Raw genomic sequence first — 15821 nt, 5'->3', positions numbered from 1 at the left:
CAGGGCGTGATTCTACCCCGGATCGGGGCAGGCTTCAGGTATCGCGGATCAACCGTTGAGAACCTGGGCATGGTGGCTCAGGTGATCCTCGATGAAACTGGCGATGAAGTAGTAGCTGTGGTCGTAGCCTGGTTGCAGACGCAGCTCCAGCGGGTGGCCGGCCTTGTCCGCCGCATTGCGTAGCGCTTCCGGCTTGAGCTGGACGGCGAGGAAGTCGTCGCGCTCGCCCTGGTCGACCAGGATCGGCAAGCGTTCGGACGCACCCTCGAGCAACGCACAGGCATCCCACTCGCGCCAGGCCGCCGGGTCCTCGCCCAGGTAGCGAGAGAACGCCTTCTGGCCCCAGGGGCAATCGCTCGGATGGCAGATCGGCGCGAAGGCCGACAGCGACAGGTAGCGCCCCGGGTTGCGCAGCGCGCAGACCAGCGCGCCATGCCCACCCATCGAGTGCCCGCTGATGCCGCGCCGCCGGGACACCGGGAAATGCGCCTCGATCAGCGCCGGCAACTCGTGCACCACGTAGTCGTGCATGCGGTAGTGCGCGGCCCAGGGCTCCTGCGTGGCGTTCAGGTAGAAGCCTGCGCCCAGGCCGAAGTCCCAGGCGCCGTCGGGATCGCCGGGGACACCGCTGCCGCGCGGGCTGGTATCCGGCGCCACCAGTACCAATCCCAGTTCGGCGGCGACCCGCTGGGCGCCGGCCTTCTGCATGAAGTTCTCGTCGGTACAGGTCAGCCCGGACAGCCAGTACAGGGCCGGCAGCGCCGCCTCCGGCTCGGCCTGGGGCGGCAGGTAGATGGCGAAGACCATCTCGCAGTTCAGGGTCCGGGAAAAATGACGGTAACGCTGGTGCCAGCCGCCGAAGGACTTCTGGCTGCCGATCAGTTCGAAGGAATCCTTCACGTGACCTCCGTGAAACGGTCGTGGCGAGCCGCAGGGCCCGCCGCGACGGCTTGTCAGTAATGAATGACGGTGCGGATGCTCTTGCCTTCGTGCATCAGCTCGAAGGCCTCGTTGATGTCCTCCAGCCCCATGGTGTGGGTGATGAAGGTATCCAGCGGGATCTCGCCCTTCTGCGCCTTCTCGACATAGCTCGGCAACTCGCTGCGCCCGCGCACCCCGCCGAACGCCGAACCGCGCCAGACGCGGCCGGTGACCAGTTGGAACGGCCGGGTGCTGATTTCCTGGCCGGCGCCGGCGACACCGATGATCACCGACTCGCCCCAGCCCTTGTGGCAGCATTCCAGCGCGGCGCGCATCAACTGCACGTTGCCGACGCACTCGAAGGAGTAGTCGACGCCGCCATCGGTCAGTTCGACGATGACGTCCTGGATCGGCTTGTCGTAGTCCTTCGGATTGATGAAGTCGGTGGCGCCCAGCTCCCTGGCGATGTCGAACTTGCCCGGGTTGATGTCGACCGCGATGATGCGCGCGGCCTTGGCCATCTTCGCCCCGATGATCGCCGCCAGGCCGATACCGCCCAGGCCGAAGATGGCAACGGTAGCGCCCTCTTCCACCTTGGCGGTATTCAGCACGGCGCCGATCCCGGTGGTGACGCCGCAACCAAGCAGGCAGACCTTATCCAGCGGCGCGTCCTTGGGAATCTTCGCCAGGGAGATTTCCGGCAGCACGGTGTATTCGGAGAAGGTCGAGCAGCCCATGTAGTGGAAGACCGGCTCGCCCTTGTAGGAGAAACGGCTGGTGCCGTCGGGCATCAGGCCCTTGCCCTGGGTGGCGCGCACGGCCTGGCAGAGGTTGGTCTTGCCGGACAGGCAGAATTTGCACTTGCCGCACTCGGCGGTGTACAGCGGGATGACATGGTCGCCCACCTGCAGGGAGGTCACGCCCTCGCCCACCGCTTCGACGATGCCGCCACCTTCGTGGCCCAGAATGCACGGGAACACCCCCTCGGAATCCTGGCCGGACAGGGTGTACGCGTCGGTATGGCAGACGCCGGTGGCGACGATGCGCACCAGTACCTCGCCCTTCTGCGGCGGCGCCACATCCACCTCGACGATTTCCAACGGCTTGTTGGGGGCGAAGGCGACGGCGGCACGGGACTTGATCATCTGGGAACTCCTGAACGATGGAAGCCGGCGGGCCGCTAAGCGACCCACTGAAACGGAAAGTGTAGAAAACCGCGTTTCAAGGAATAATCAGGCAATAATCAAAACATTATTGCCATACAGGGACAATCCAGATGAATCGCTGGGAAGGACTCGACGAATTCGTCGCTGTCGCCGAAACCGGGCAGTTCACCGCGGCAGCCGAACGCATGGGCGTTTCCTCGTCGCACATCAGCCGCCAGGTCGCCCGCCTGGAGGAGCGCCTGCAGACCCGCCTGCTCTACCGCAGCACCCGGCGAGTGTCGCTGAGCGAAGCCGGACAGACCTTCCTGCAACATTGCCAGCGCCTGCAGGACGCCCGCGACGAAGCCCTGCGCGCGGTCAGCGACCTCTCCGCGGAGCCCAAGGGCCTGCTGCGCATGACCTGCGCGGTGGCCTACGGCGAACGTTTCATCGTGCCGCTGGTGAATGCCTTCATGGCCGACTATCCGCAACTGCGGGTCGACATCGAGCTGTCCAACCGCCAACTGGACCTGCTCCACGAGGGCTTCGACCTGGCCATCCGCCTCGGCCGCCTGAGCGATTCGCGATTGGTCGCCACACGGTTGGCGCCACGCCTCATGTACCTCTGCGCCACCCCGGAATACCTGCGCCGCCACGGTACTCCGCAGTCGCCGACGGAACTCGGCCAGTTCAATTGCCTGATCGGCAGCAGCGACCTGTGGAGCTTCCTCGAGGACGGCCGGGAAACCCAGCACCGGGTCCAGGGCAACTGGCGCTGCAACAGCGGCCAGGCGGTGCTCGACGCCGCCCTGCGCGGCTTCGGCCTGTGCCAGTTGCCTGACTACTATGTGATCGAGCATCTGCGCAGCGGCCGCCTGGTCTCCCTGCTGGAAGGCCACCAGCCGCCGAATACCGCGGTATGGGCGCTGTACCCGCAGCAGCGGCACCTGTCGCCGAAAGTCCGGCAACTGGTGGACTATCTCAAGGAAGGCCTGGCGCAATCCCATCCGGGACTCGCCGGGGAGAAAAACCTGCGCTGAAGCAGTAAGGCGTTTCGCCGCTGCGATAGACTTGGCGGTTTCCCGCTCCACCCGCTATCGATTCAAGGAAGTCGCATGTCTGCCCTCAATGCGTTTCGCCAACGCTACCTGGTGAGGTTCTGGTCGCCGCTGCCGGCGCTGGTCGCCCTCGGCGTCGCCTCCGCCTACTACTTCGCGCTCACCGGCACCTTCTGGGCGGTGACCGGCGAATTCACCCGCTGGGGCGGCCACGTGCTGTCCTGGTTCGGCTACCAGCCACAGGACTGGAGCTACTTCAGGCTGATCGGCCTTCAAGGCACGCCGCTGGACCGGATCGACGGAGTGATGATCATCGGCATGTTCCTCGGCGCCCTGTGCTGCGCCCTCTGGGCCGGCAACGTCAGCCTGCGCTGGCCGACCAGCAAACGCCGCCTGCTGCAGGGCCTGGTCGGCGGTATCGTCGCCGGCTTCGGCGCGCGCCTGGCGATGGGCTGCAACCTGGCGGCGTTCTTCACCGGTATCCCGATGTTTTCCCTGCACGCCTGGGCCTTCATGTTCGCCACCGTCGGCGGCGCCTGGATCGGCGTGAAGATCAGCCTGCTGCCGTTCCTGCGCACGCCGCTGAAAGTCGGCGCCACGGCCAGCGCCCTGCCCGACGCCGAAAGCCTGGCCCGACGCACACGCCTGCAGGCCCGCCTGGGCCTGGCGGTGCTGGCGCTCGCCGCGCTGTTCGCCGCCTGGCGCTTCGAGGTATCGCTGGTGCTGGGCATGGCCTGCCTGTTCGGCCTGCTGTTCGGCGGCCTGATCGAGCGCGCGCAGATCTGCTTCACCAGCGCCGCACGGGACCTCTGGACCACCGGCCGGACCCGCGCCGCCTTCGGCATCCTGCTCGGCATGGCGGCCGCCTGCATCGGTACCTTCGCCGCGATCCGCCTGGGCGTCGCGCCGAAGATCTTCTGGATGGGCCCGAATGCGATCATCGGCGGCATTCTCTTCGGCATCGGCATCGTCCTCGCCGGCGGTTGCGAGACCGGCTGGATGTACCGCTCGATGGAGGGCCAGGTGCACTTCTGGGTGGTCGGCATCGGCAACGTCATCGGCGGAACCCTGGTGGCGATCTTTTGGGACCAGTTGGGTACCCGCCTCGCCCTGCCCTATCCCAAGCTCGACCTGCTGGAAAGCTTCGGGCCCGGCAACGGCCTGCTGTTGACCTTCGCCGGCCTGGCCCTGTGCCTGCTGCTGGTGCAACTGAACGCCTCCCGATTCACCCGACCGCGGAAACCGAACCATGAGCCAGATCGACAAACCGACCCTGTCGCTTGACCTGCGCGGCGAACATTGCCCGTACAACGCCATCGCCACCCTGGAAACCCTGGCGACCATGCAGCCGGGCGAACGCCTGGAAGTGGTCACCGACTGCTCGCAATCGGTCCACGGGATTCCCGAAGATACCCAGCGCCAGGGCTACAAATGCCTGGCGGTGGAGCAGCATGGCGCGCTGTTCCGCTTCCTCATAGAGGTGCCGCTGGAAAGCTGAACGAGCGAGCCTGCAACGACAAGAAAGCCGACCCTCGGGTCGGCTTTCTTGTGCCCGGGTTCAGTGCGGAAAACTGCGCTGCAGGCGCAGCAGGTCTTCCGGGGTGGTGATCTTCAGGTTGTCGGCGCGCCCTTCCACCAGCTTCGGCGCATAGCCGGCCCACTCCATCGCCGAAGCCTCGTCGGTGATCGCCACGCCGGCCACCAACGCATCGGCCAGCGCCCGGTGCAGGGCGCCGAGGCGGAACATCTGCGGCGTATAGGCCAGCCAGACCACCGAGCGGTCGATGGTTTCGCTGACCCGGCCGTCGCGGTCGGAGCGCTTGAGGGTGTCCCTCGCCGGCACCGCCAGCAGCCCGCCGACCGGATCTTCGGCGAGTTCTTCGAGCAGGCGGTCGAGGTCGCCGCGGGTCAGGTTCGGCCGCGCGGCGTCATGCACCAGCACCCAGTCGTCGGCCTGTGCCCCCAACTCCAGCAGGCGCAGCAAGCCGTTCAACACCGAGCCGGCGCGCTCGGCGCCCCCGGCGGCGCGCTGCACATGCCGGCTGGCGGCGCAGTCCAGCCCGGGCCAGTAGGGATCGTCCTCGGCCAGGCAGACCACCAGGCCCCTAAGCATCGGGTGTTCGAGGAAACAATCGAGGGTGCGCTCGATCACGGTGCGACCGGCAAGATCGAGATATTGCTTCGGGCGGTCGGCGCGCATGCGCGAACCCACGCCGGCGGCGGGGATCACCGTCCAGAAGGCGGGAAGGTCGGAAGTCGTCATCGGGAGAAGGGTCGTCAGCTCACTTGGCGAGCTGGTAGAGGGTTTCGCCGTCCTTGACCATGCCGAGCTCGTGCCGCGCACGCTCCTCGACGGTCTCGGTGCCTTTCTTCAGCTCGGCGACTTCGGCTTCGAGAATCCGGTTGCGCTCCAGCAGGCGCTCGTTCTCGCCATGCTGGTCGGCGATCTGCTTCTGCAGGTCGCGCTCCTGCGCCAGGCTGCCATCGCCGACCCACAGGCGATATTGCAGGCCCGCCAGCGCCAGGATCAGCACCACGAACAGCCAGTAGGGGCTACGTAACCTCAAGCCTCGAACTCCTTGAGAAGAAAAGGGGTGGCTCTTGCCACCCCTTCACCGTACCAGACTAGGCTCAGCCGCGGAATTCCGCGCGACCACGGTACGGCGCCTTGGCGCCCAGTTGCTCTTCGATGCGCAGCAACTGGTTGTACTTGGACACGCGGTCGGAGCGGCACAGCGAACCGGTCTTGATCTGACCGGCGGCGGTACCCACGGCCAGGTCGGCGATGGTCGAGTCCTCGGTTTCGCCGGAGCGGTGCGAGATCACCGCAGTATAGCCGGCGGCCTTGGCCATCTGGATGGCCTCCAGGGTCTCGGTGAGCGAACCGATCTGGTTGAACTTGATCAGGATCGAATTGCCGATGCCCTTCTCGATGCCTTCCTTGAGGATCTTGGTGTTGGTCACGAACAGGTCGTCGCCGACCAGTTGGACCTTGGCGCCGATCTTGTCGGTCAGGCCTTTCCAGCCGGCCCAGTCGGACTCGTCCATGCCGTCCTCGATGGAGATGATCGGGTAGCGCTGGGTCAGGCCGGCCAGGTAGTCGGCGAAACCGGCGGCGTCGAATACCTTGCCTTCGCCTTCCAGGTCGTACTTGCCGTCCTTGAAGAACTCGCTGGAGGCGCAGTCCAGGGCCAGGGTCACGTCGTCGCCCAGCTTGTAGCCGGCCTTCTCGACGGCCTCGGCGATGGCGGCCAGGGCATCTTCGTTGGACGACAGGTTCGGCGCGAAGCCGCCTTCGTCACCGACGGCAGTGTTCAGGCCACGGGCCTTCAGCACGGCCTTGAGGTGATGGAATATCTCGGCGCCCATGCGCAGCGCCTCGGCGAAGTTCTTCGCGCCGACCGGCTGGACCATGAATTCCTGGATATCGACGTTGTTGTCCGCATGCTCGCCGCCGTTGATGATGTTCATCATCGGCACCGGCATGGAGTACTGGCCGGGAGTGCCGTTGAGGTCGGCGATGTGCGCGTACAGCGGTACGCCCTTGGCCTGTGCGGCGGCCTTGGCGGCAGCCAGGGACACCGCGAGGATCGCGTTGGCGCCCAGCTTGGCCTTGTTCTCGGTGCCGTCCAGCTCGATCATCGCGTGGTCGAGGGCTTTCTGGTCGGCCGCGTCCTTGCCCAGCAGCAGGTCGCGGATCGGGCCGTTGATGTTGGCCACGGCTTTCAGCACGCCCTTGCCCAGGTAACGGCTCTTGTCGCCATCGCGCAGCTCGAGGGCCTCGCGGGAACCGGTGGAAGCACCGGAAGGCGCGCAGGCGCTGCCGACGATGCCGTTGTCCAGGATCACGTCCGCTTCAACGGTAGGGTTGCCGCGGGAGTCCAGGACCTCACGGCCCTTGATGTCGACGATCTTTGCCATTCTTGTTAACACTCCGAAGTGAATGAACGGGGCGGTCTGAGGAGACTAGGCAGTCTCGATTGCAGGAAAGCTCTTGATCAGCTCGTCCAGTTGCTTGAGCTGGGACAGGAAGGCTTCGAGTTTGTTCAGGCGCAGCGCGCACGGACCGTCGCACTTGGCGTGCTCGGGGTCCGGATGGGCCTCGAGGAACAGCCCGGCGAGCTTCTGGCTGAGCCCGGCCTTGGCCAGGTCGGTGACCTGGGCGCGCCGGCCGCCGGCGGAGTCCGCGCGACCGCCGGGCATCTGCAGGGCGTGGGTGACGTCGAAGAATACCGGGTACTCGAACTGCTTCATGATGCCGAAGCCGAGCATGTCGACCACCAGGTTGTTGTATCCGAAGGAGGAGCCGCGCTCGCAGAGGATCAGGCGGTCGTTACCGGCTTCCTCGCACTTGGTCAGGATGTGCTTCATCTCCTGGGGCGCGAGGAACTGGGCCTTCTTGATATTGATCACCGCGTTGGTCCTGGCCATCGCCACCACCAGGTCGGTCTGCCGCGAGAGGAAGGCCGGCAGCTGGATGATGTCGCAGACCTCGGCCACCGGCTGGGCCTGGAACGGCTCGTGGACATCGGTGATGACCGGCACCTTGAAGGTCTTCTTGATCTCTTCGAAGATCTTCATTCCCTCTTCCAGGCCCGGGCCACGGAACGAGTGGATCGAGGAACGGTTGGCCTTGTCGAAGCTGGCCTTGAACACATAGGGGATACCGAGTTTCTCGGTAACCCGTACGTATTCTTCGCAGACCTGCATGGCCAGGTCGCGCGACTCCAGCACGTTCATGCCGCCGAACAGCACGAACGGCAGGTCGTTGCCGATCTGGATATCGCCGACGCGAACGATCTTCTGTGCCATGCTCAGGCCTTCCCGGAATATTTCAGCGCGGCGTTGACGAAACCGCTGAACAGCGGGTGGCCATCACGCGGTGTGGAGGTGAATTCCGGGTGGAACTGGCAGGCAACGAACCACGGATGCTCCGGGGCCTCGACCACTTCCACCAGGGCGCCGTCGCCGGAGCGGCCGGAAATCTTCAGGCCGGCCTGTTCCAGTTGCGGCAGCAGGTTGTTGTTCACTTCGTAGCGATGGCGATGGCGCTCGACGATCACGTCCTTGGCATAGCAGTCGTGCACCAGGGTGCCGGTCTGCAGCTGGCACTCCTGGGCGCCCAGGCGCATGGTGCCGCCCAGGTCGGAAGCTTCGGTGCGGATCTCGGTGGCGCCGGTCGCGTCCTGCCATTCGGTGATCAGGCCGACCACCGGATGGCCGCTGGACTTGTCGAACTCGGTGGAGTTGGCGTCGCTCCAGCCGAGCACGTTGCGGGCGTATTCGATGACCGCGACCTGCATGCCCAGGCAGATGCCCAGGTAGGGGATCTTGTTCTCGCGGGCGTACTGCACGGTGCTGATCTTGCCTTCCACGCCGCGCAGGCCGAAGCCGCCCGGGACCAGGATGGCGTCGACGCCTTCCAGCAGGCTGGTGCCCTGCTGCTCGATGTCTTCGGAGTCGATGTAGCGCAGGTTGACCTTGGTGCGGCTCTGGATGCCGGCGTGGGTCATCGCCTCGATCAGCGACTTGTACGCGTCCAGCAGTTCCATGTATTTGCCGACCATGGCGATGGTGACTTCACGCTCGGGGTTGAGCTTGGCATCGACCACCCGGTCCCATTCGGACAGGTCGGCCTGCCCGCACTCCAGGCCGAAGCGCTCGACGACGATGTCGTCCAGGCCCTGGGCATGCAGCACCGACGGGATGCGGTAGATGGTGTCGACGTCTTCCAGGGCGATCACCGCGCGCTCCTCGACGTTGGTGAAGAGCGCGATCTTGCGCCGCGAGGAGACGTCGATCGGGTGGTCGGAACGGCAGACCAGCACGTCCGGTTGCAGGCCGATGGAGCGCAGCTCCTTGACCGAGTGCTGGGTCGGCTTGGTCTTGGTCTCGCCGGCGGTGGCGATGTACGGGACCAGGGTCAGGTGCATCAGCATCGCGCGCTTGGCGCCGATCTCGACGCGCAGCTGGCGGATCGCCTCGAGGAACGGCTGCGACTCGATGTCGCCGACGGTGCCACCGATCTCCACCAGGGCGACGTCGGCATCGCCGGCGCCCTTGATGATGCGCCGCTTGATCTCGTCGGTGATGTGCGGGATCACCTGCACGGTGGCGCCCAGGTAGTCGCCGCGGCGCTCCTTGCGCAACACGTCCATGTAGACGCGGCCGGTGGTGAAGTTGTTGTTCTGGGTCATGGTGGTACGAACGAAGCGCTCGTAATGGCCCAGGTCCAGGTCGGTCTCGGCGCCGTCCTGGGTCACGAAGACCTCACCGTGCTGGAACGGGCTCATGGTGCCCGGGTCCACGTTGATGTAAGGGTCCAGCTTGAGCATCGTGATCTTCAGGCCACGCGCTTCCAAGATCGCAGCCAGAGAAGCCGAAGCGATGCCTTTCCCCAATGAAGAAACAACACCACCCGTGACGAAGATGTAGCGCGTCATGAAAAACCCTAGAAGTCAGCGTTTAGGCGGGATCAACCGCCGGGGATTCGGAGAAGGGAGGCCAGCTCCCGCCACGGACAAATCCGTGGGCAAAGCAAACTCCTGCTGATTCCGGAGGGAATCGGCGGGAGCAGTACAAGACGGGAGCGTAGTCTACTGGAAACGGCTTACTAGCTCAAACCCGGGTCGTTCGTCGGCGGGCTCCAGGACAGTCGCCAGCCCCCCTCGCGGGGACTGTCCAGGCCAGGAATGTTGGCCACCGCGAGCAGTTCGTCGGCTCGGAAGAGCAGCGGCAAACGACCGCGCAGGAAGCTCGGTACGCCCGCTTCGTTGAGCAATCGCTTGAGGTCGCGGCGACCGCGCCCGGCCAGGGCCAGCACCTCCCCACCCCGCCGGTAGTCGACGCGCAACGGCCCCGCCGGAACCTCGCCGAGCAACGCCAGCCGACCATTGCCGGGAAGAAGCAATGGATGAGCGGGACGCTCCCAGACGAACGGTCCCGCCGCTGCACGCCAGTCCGCCGGCAACCACCAGATCCGCCCCGCGCCGCGACGCAACTCGCCGCTCTCCAGGCGCCAGATCGGGTCGGCATCGTCGCCGGCATCGCGCAACGACTCCCAGCCGGCCCAGTGGTCGCTGTCCGGCAACCGCGTCAGCTGTCCCAGCCAGGCCCGCAGCAGGTTGCGCTGGCGCGCAGCGCTGAGGCGGCGCAGAGGCTCCAGGGCGATCCGGGGCAGATCCAGCCAGTCCGGCCAATCCAGTTCCGAGGGTTGGCGGCAGGCCCGGAGGTCGATGGCGGCCAGTTCAGCCAGCAGGTCTTCGGCCTCGCGCAGATGCGCCGCGCAGCGCGCCATGCCGGCGACGGCCTGCGGCCAGTGGGAGGCGAGACGCGGCATGATCTCCCGGCGCAGGTAGTTGCGCGAGAAGCGCGGATCCTGGTTGGAAGGATCCTCCACCCAGTCCAGCCGGTGCGTCTGCGCATAGGCTTCCAGTTCGGCGCGGGAAACCCCGAGCAAGGGGCGGCACAGGCGGCCGCCGCCCAGCGGCCGGCTCGCCGGCATCGCCGCCAGGCCGCGCAGGCCCGCTCCACGCAACAGGCGGAACAGCAGGGTCTCGGCCTGGTCGTCGAGGTGCTGCGCGGTGAGCAGCACCTGTCCCTCGCCCAGGCTCGCCTGGAATGCGCGATAGCGGGCGTCGCGCGCCGCCTGCTCGATGCTGCCGCCAACGGCGACCTGCACCCGCTCGACCCGCAGCGGGATACCCAGCGACCGGCAGACCGCCTGGCAGTGCGCCGGCCAACCGTCCGCCGCAGCCTGCAAGCCATGGTGGACATGCAGCGCCGACAGCGCCGGCAAGGCTTCGCTCCGGGCCAACTGGGCGAGCAGATGCAGCAACACCGTGGAATCCAGCCCGCCGGAAAACGCCACGCACCAGCCCCCCGCTTCGCGCCAGGGCGCCAGGGCCTGTAACAGACGGGATTCGAGCGGCACCGCCGGCATGCTTGCGCTCCTCATGCGACAAGCCCGGCGAATGCCGGGCTTGTCGATCGTACCAGTGCGCCGGATGGTTTACGGCGCGCCGTAGCTCATCAGGCGGTCGTAACGACGCTCCAGCAACTCACCCATTTCCAGGCCCTGGAGCATCTTCAGTTGCGCCAGCAGTTCGCCACGGATCGATTCGGCCATGCTCGCCGGATCGCGATGGGCGCCGCCCAGCGGTTCGTCGATGACCTTGTCGACGATGCCCAGGCCTTTCAGGCGCTCGGCGGTGATGCCCATGGCCTCTGCGGCTTCCGGCGCCTTCTCGGCGGTCTTCCAGAGGATGGAGGCGCAGCCTTCCGGCGAGATCACCGAGTAGGTGGAGTATTGCAGCATGTTCAACTGGTCGCAGACACCGATGGCCAGCGCGCCGCCGGAACCGCCCTCGCCGATCACGGTGGCGATGATCGGCGTCTTCAGTCGCGCCATCACCCGCAGGTTCCAGGCGATCGCCTCGCTCTGGCCGCGTTCCTCGGCATCGATCCCCGGGTAGGCGCCGGGCGTGTCGATGAAGGTCAGGATCGGCATCTTGAAGCGTTCGGCCATTTCCATCAGGCGGCAGGCCTTGCGATAGCCTTCCGGACGCGGCATGCCGAAGTTGCGCCGGACCTTCTCACGGACTTCGCGGCCCTTCTGGTGGCCGATGACCATCACCGGGGAACCGTCGAGGCGGGCAACGCCGCCGACGATCGCCGGGTCGTCGGCGAAATGCCGGTCGCCGTGCAGTTCCTCGAAATCGCTGAACAGGTAACCGATGTAGTCGAGGGTATAGGGACGCTTGGGATGGCGCGCGAGCTGGGCGATCTGCCAACTGGACAGATTGCCGAAGATATTTTCGGTGAGCGCCTTGCTCTTGTCCTGCAGACGCGAGATTTCGTCGCTGATGTTCAGCGCATTGTCGTTGCCCACCAGGCGCAGCTCTTCGATCTTGGCTTGCAGGTCGGCGATCGGCTGTTCGAAATCAAGAAAGTTCGGGTTCATAGGCTTCCGTCGTGCGCAGATTCTAGTGGGCCGTTTCCGTTTGGCGCCCTACCTTACGGGATCGGGCGCCAGGGGTCGAGCCGGGAGCAAGGGCGATCCGCGTTTTCCCGCCGCAGAGCGCGGAACAACGGCGTTATCGCCCATCGCGATTAACGATAATTGAGGAAGACGTTGTCGCGCCCGAACTGGTCACGCAATGCCTGGATCAGATCGTCCGCCGGATCCACCCGCCAGCTCTCGCCGAACTGCAGCAGGGCCTTGGCGTCGGCGCTGGTGTAGTCCAGGGTGATCGGGCAGGAACCGCGATGGCGGTTGAACAGCTCGCCCAGCCAGCGCAGGCGGTCGCCCTTCAACAGGTCGGCGTGCAGCTTCATCCGCAGGCTCTCCGCCAGGCCGGTACGCGCTTCCTCCAGGCTCATCACGCGCTTGGCGCGCAGGCGCAGTCCGCCGGAGAAGTCGTCCTGGCTGACCTCGCCCTCGACCACCACCAGCGCATCGGTCTGCAGCAGCGACTGGGCCGCGGCGAAGGCTTCGGAGAACAGCGAGGCCTCGATCCGTCCGGAGCGGTCGTCGAGGGTGACGAAGCCCATCTTGTCGCCCTTCTTGTTCTTCATCACCCGCAGGTTGACGATCAGCCCGGCCACCGTCTGGGTATCGCGCGCCGGCTTCAGCTCGACGATGCGCTGGCGGGCGAAGCGCCGCACCTCGCCTTCGTACTCGTCGATCGGATGGCCGGTCAGGTACAGGCCGAGGGTGTCCTTCTCGCCCTTCAGGCGTTCCTTGAGGGTCAGCTCCTTGACCTTGCGGTGGTTGGCGTAGACATCCGCCTCCGGCTCGGCGAAGACTCCGCCGAACAGGTCCATGTGCCCGCTGTCGTGGCTGCGCGCGGTCTGCTCGGCGGCCTGGATCGCTTCCTCCATCGCCGCCAGCAGCACGGCGCGGTTGAGGTCGACGGTAGCCTGGTAGGCCTTTAGCTCGTCGTGGTAGTGCGGCCCCAGGCGATCCAGCGCACCGGCGCGGATCAGCGCTTCCAGGGTGCGTTTGTTGATGCGCTTGAGGTCGACGCGGTCGCAGAAGTCGAACAGGGTGTTGAACGGCCCGCCTTCGGCGCGGCATTCGGTGATCGCCTCCACCGGCCCCTCGCCGACGCCCTTGATCGCACCCAGGCCATAGACGATCCGGCCATCGTCGTCGACGGTGAAGCGGAACTCGGAGTTGTTCACGTCCGGCGCCACGATGCGCAGCTTCATGTGCCGGCATTCTTCGATCAGCGTCACCACCTTGTCGGTGTTCTGCATATCCGCGGTGAGTACCGCGGCCATGAACGGCGCCGGGAAGTGGGTCTTCAGCCAGGCGGTCTGGTAGGAGACCAGGCCGTAGGCTGCCGAGTGTGACTTGTTGAAGCCGTAGCCGGCGAATTTTTCCACCAGGTCGAAGATGTTGCCCGCGAGATCGGCATCGATGCCGTTGTTCTTGCAACCCTCGATGAAACCGCCGCGCTGCTTGGCCATTTCCTCGGGCTTCTTCTTGCCCATCGCCCGGCGCAGCATGTCCGCGCCACCGAGGGTATAGCCGGCCATGACCTGAGCGATCTGCATCACCTGTTCCTGGTACAGGATGATGCCGTAGGTGGGTTTGAGCACCGGCTCCAGGCCGGCGTACTGGTAATCGGGGTGCGGATAGGACAGCTCGGCGCGACCGTGCTTGCGGTTGATGAAGTCGTCCACCATGCCCGACTGCAGAGGACCCGGGCGGAACAGCGCCACCAGTGCGATGAGGTCTTCCAGGCAGTCCGGCTTGAGCTTCTTGATCAGCTCCTTCATGCCGCGCGATTCGAGCTGGAACACCGCAGTGGTCTCGGCCTTCTGCAGCAGCGAATAGGTCGGCTTGTCGTCCAGCGGGATGAAGTCGATGTTCACCGGCTCCAGGCCCTTCTTGGCCTGCTCGCGGTTGATGATCTCCATCGCCCACTTGATGATGGTCAGGGTCCGCAGGCCGAGGAAGTCGAACTTCACCAGGCCGGCCGCCTCCACGTCGTCCTTGTCGAACTGGGTCACCAGTCCGCCGCCTTCCTCGTCGCAGGCGATCGGCGAGAAGTCGGTCAGCTTGGTCGGCGCGATCACCACGCCACCGGCGTGCTTGCCGGTACCGCGGGTGATGCCTTCCAGCTTGAGGGCCATCTCCCAGATCTCGGCGGCTTCCTCGTCGCTCTTGAGGAAGTCGCGGAGCATTTCTTCCTGCTCGTAGGCCTTATCCAGGGTCATGCCGACTTCGAACGGAATCATCTTCGACAGCCGGTCGGCGAGACCGTAGGACTTGCCCTGGACCCGCGCCACGTCGCGTACCACCGCCTTCGCCGCCATGGTGCCGAAGGTGATGATCTGGCTCACCGCGTTGCGCCCGTAGGCGTCGGCCACGTAGTCGATCACCCGGTCGCGGCCCTCCATGCAGAAGTCGACGTCGAAGTCGGGCATGGAGATCCGTTCCGGGTTGAGGAAACGTTCGAACAGCAGGTCATAGGCCAGCGGATCGAGGTCGGTGATCTTCAGCACGTAGGCCACCAGCGAGCCGGCGCCCGAGCCCCGCCCGGGGCCTACCGGTACGCCGTTGTTCTTCGCCCACTTGATGAAGTCCATCACGATGAGGAAGTAACCGGGGAAACCCATCTGGATGATGATATCGAGTTCGAAGTTCAGGCGATCGACATAGACCTGGCGCTTGGCCTCGTAGTCCGGGGTGTCCTTCGGCAACAGCACCTCCAGGCGCTCCTCGAGACCTTCGAAGGAGGCGTGCCGCAGGTAGTCGTCGATGCCCATGCCATTGGGCGTGGGGAAGTCCGGCAGGAAGTACTTGCCCAGCTGCACCTCGATGTTGCAGCGCTTGGCGATCTCGACGGTGTTTTCCAACGCTTCCGGCAGGTCGCTGAACAGCTCGGCCATTTCCGCCGGCGACTTCAGGTATTGCTGGTCCGAATAGGTACGCGGCCGCCGCGGATCGTCGAGGGTCCGCCCCTCGCCGATGCAGACGCGGGTCTCGTGGGCCTCGAAGTCTTCCTGCTTGATGAAGCGCACGTCGTTGGTCGCCACCAGCGGCGCGTTACAGCGTGACGCCAGAGCCACCGCCGCGTGGAGGTGCTCCTCGTCGTTGACCCGGCTGGTACGTTGCACTTCGACGTAGAAGCGCTCGGGGAACACCTCCATCCACTCGCGCAACAGCGCCTCGGCCTTGGCCTCCTCGCCGTCGAGCAGCGCGTGGCCGATCTCGCCTTCCTTGGCCGCGGACAGCGCGATCAGGCCTTCCGCCGCCTCCTTGACCCAGTCGCGCTCGATGATGATCTCGCCATTGCGCTGGCCTTCGCTCCAGCCGCGGGAAATCAGCTCGGTGAGGTTGCGATAGCCCTTCGCGTTCATCGCCAGCAGGCTCAGGCGGCTGAGCGGGCCATCTTCCTCGCGGCTGGCGAGCCAGATGTCGGCCCCGCAGATCGGCTTGATGCCGGCGCCCATGGCGGTCTTGTAGAACTTCACCAGCGAGCACATGTTGCTCTGGTCGGTGACCGCCACCGCCGGCATGCCCAGCCCTGCCACTGCCTTGGCCAGGGGCTTGACCCGGACCAGGCCGTCGACCAGGGAGAATTCGGTATGCAGACGCAGGTGAACGAAGGATACGGTCATGAAGGCCCCGGAGCAGAAATAACGCAAAAACGACAAGGCCCGGATTGTACCGGGCCCGGTGGCA

At 65.7% G+C, this 15821-nt stretch carries 13 protein-coding genes; 3 read left to right on the top strand and 10 right to left on the bottom strand.

Annotated features, from left to right (window positions below; translation table 11 throughout):
* Positions 1 to 48: 48 nt before the first annotated feature.
* Together fghA and M6E97_RS03310 are read right to left on the bottom strand one after the other, a co-directional pair.
* Positions 49 to 900, bottom strand: coding sequence for an S-formylglutathione hydrolase (fghA, locus tag M6E97_RS03315; RefSeq protein WP_033938392.1), 852 nt, complete (start codon positions 898 to 900; stop codon positions 49 to 51).
* Between the two features lie 53 nt (positions 901 to 953).
* Positions 954 to 2066, bottom strand: a complete 1113-nt coding sequence (locus tag M6E97_RS03310; RefSeq protein WP_003124150.1) for an S-(hydroxymethyl)glutathione dehydrogenase/class III alcohol dehydrogenase — start codon at positions 2064 to 2066, stop codon at positions 954 to 956.
* Between the two features lie 131 nt (positions 2067 to 2197).
* Here M6E97_RS03310 and gfnR point away from each other — a divergent pair, with 131 nt between their 5' ends.
* The 3 genes from gfnR to yedF all read left to right on the top strand — a co-directional run bounded on the left by gfnR (position 2198) and on the right by yedF (position 4622).
* The gene (gene gfnR / locus M6E97_RS03305; protein ID WP_003092354.1) at positions 2198 to 3106 is read left to right on the top strand and encodes a glutathione-dependent formaldehyde neutralization regulator; all 909 of its coding nucleotides are present in this window, start codon (positions 2198 to 2200) and stop codon (positions 3104 to 3106) included.
* A 75-nt stretch (positions 3107 to 3181) separates the two neighbouring features.
* On the top strand, positions 3182 to 4408 hold the full coding sequence (yedE, locus tag M6E97_RS03300; protein ID WP_052150741.1) for a selenium metabolism membrane protein YedE/FdhT: 1227 nt from the start codon (positions 3182 to 3184) through the stop codon (positions 4406 to 4408).
* Positions 4374 to 4622: a sulfurtransferase-like selenium metabolism protein YedF gene (gene yedF / locus M6E97_RS03295; RefSeq protein ID WP_033938381.1), complete on the top strand. Its 249-nt coding sequence runs from the start codon at positions 4374 to 4376 to the stop codon at positions 4620 to 4622. Before yedE ends, yedF begins: the two co-directional genes overlap by 35 nt.
* A gap of 60 nt (positions 4623 to 4682) precedes the next feature.
* Here yedF and ispD read toward each other — a convergent pair whose 3' ends face one another.
* The 8 genes from ispD to dnaE all read right to left on the bottom strand — a co-directional run bounded on the left by ispD (position 4683) and on the right by dnaE (position 15757).
* Positions 4683 to 5387, bottom strand: a complete 705-nt coding sequence (gene ispD, locus M6E97_RS03290) for a 2-C-methyl-D-erythritol 4-phosphate cytidylyltransferase (RefSeq protein ID WP_003092359.1) — start codon at positions 5385 to 5387, stop codon at positions 4683 to 4685.
* A gap of 19 nt (positions 5388 to 5406) precedes the next feature.
* Positions 5407 to 5691: a cell division protein FtsB gene (gene ftsB, locus M6E97_RS03285; protein WP_049310785.1), complete on the bottom strand. Its 285-nt coding sequence runs from the start codon at positions 5689 to 5691 to the stop codon at positions 5407 to 5409.
* Between the two features lie 64 nt (positions 5692 to 5755).
* On the bottom strand, positions 5756 to 7045 hold the full coding sequence (eno, locus tag M6E97_RS03280) for a phosphopyruvate hydratase (RefSeq protein ID WP_003092364.1): 1290 nt from the start codon (positions 7043 to 7045) through the stop codon (positions 5756 to 5758).
* A gap of 45 nt (positions 7046 to 7090) precedes the next feature.
* Positions 7091 to 7936, bottom strand: coding sequence for a 3-deoxy-8-phosphooctulonate synthase (kdsA, locus tag M6E97_RS03275; RefSeq protein ID WP_003092365.1), 846 nt, complete (start codon positions 7934 to 7936; stop codon positions 7091 to 7093).
* Between the two features lie 2 nt (positions 7937 to 7938).
* Positions 7939 to 9567: a CTP synthase gene (locus M6E97_RS03270; protein ID WP_003092366.1), complete on the bottom strand. Its 1629-nt coding sequence runs from the start codon at positions 9565 to 9567 to the stop codon at positions 7939 to 7941.
* A gap of 170 nt (positions 9568 to 9737) precedes the next feature.
* Entirely contained in the window at positions 9738 to 11066 is a 1329-nt protein-coding gene (gene tilS, locus M6E97_RS03265; RefSeq protein ID WP_003109332.1) for a tRNA lysidine(34) synthetase TilS, read from the bottom strand.
* Between the two features lie 69 nt (positions 11067 to 11135).
* Entirely contained in the window at positions 11136 to 12086 is a 951-nt protein-coding gene (gene accA, locus M6E97_RS03260) for an acetyl-CoA carboxylase carboxyl transferase subunit alpha (RefSeq protein ID WP_003109333.1), read from the bottom strand.
* A gap of 149 nt (positions 12087 to 12235) precedes the next feature.
* Entirely contained in the window at positions 12236 to 15757 is a 3522-nt protein-coding gene (gene dnaE / locus M6E97_RS03255) for a DNA polymerase III subunit alpha (RefSeq protein ID WP_003098578.1), read from the bottom strand.
* Between the last annotated feature and the right edge of the window lie 64 nt (positions 15758 to 15821).

This window comes from Pseudomonas sp. B111, from assembly GCF_026428275.1.
In the GTDB taxonomy this organism is placed as follows: domain Bacteria; phylum Pseudomonadota; class Gammaproteobacteria; order Pseudomonadales; family Pseudomonadaceae; genus Pseudomonas; species Pseudomonas aeruginosa.
This window is presented reverse-complemented; position numbering and strand designations above follow the sequence as displayed.

What these genes read in the sequence shown, in the direction of transcription:
- M6E97_RS03270 (WP_003092366.1), bottom strand. Translation starts at nt 9,567, where the DNA reads ATGACGCGCTACATCTTCGTCACGGGTGGTGTTGTTTCTTCATTGGGG.
- M6E97_RS03310 (WP_003124150.1), bottom strand. Translation starts at nt 2,066, where the DNA reads ATGATCAAGTCCCGTGCCGCCGTCGCCTTCGCCCCCAACAAGCCGTTG.
- tilS (WP_003109332.1), bottom strand. Translation starts at nt 11,066, where the DNA reads ATGCCGGCGGTGCCGCTCGAATCCCGTCTGTTACAGGCCCTGGCGCCC.
- gfnR (WP_003092354.1), top strand. Translation starts at nt 2,198, where the DNA reads ATGAATCGCTGGGAAGGACTCGACGAATTCGTCGCTGTCGCCGAAACC.
- yedE (WP_052150741.1), top strand. Translation starts at nt 3,182, where the DNA reads ATGTCTGCCCTCAATGCGTTTCGCCAACGCTACCTGGTGAGGTTCTGG.
- kdsA (WP_003092365.1), bottom strand. Translation starts at nt 7,936, where the DNA reads ATGGCACAGAAGATCGTTCGCGTCGGCGATATCCAGATCGGCAACGAC.
- accA (WP_003109333.1), bottom strand. Translation starts at nt 12,086, where the DNA reads ATGAACCCGAACTTTCTTGATTTCGAACAGCCGATCGCCGACCTGCAA.
- ispD (WP_003092359.1), bottom strand. Translation starts at nt 5,387, where the DNA reads ATGACGACTTCCGACCTTCCCGCCTTCTGGACGGTGATCCCCGCCGCC.
- dnaE (WP_003098578.1), bottom strand. Translation starts at nt 15,757, where the DNA reads ATGACCGTATCCTTCGTTCACCTGCGTCTGCATACCGAATTCTCCCTG.
- yedF (WP_033938381.1), top strand. Translation starts at nt 4,374, where the DNA reads ATGAGCCAGATCGACAAACCGACCCTGTCGCTTGACCTGCGCGGCGAA.
- eno (WP_003092364.1), bottom strand. Translation starts at nt 7,045, where the DNA reads ATGGCAAAGATCGTCGACATCAAGGGCCGTGAGGTCCTGGACTCCCGC.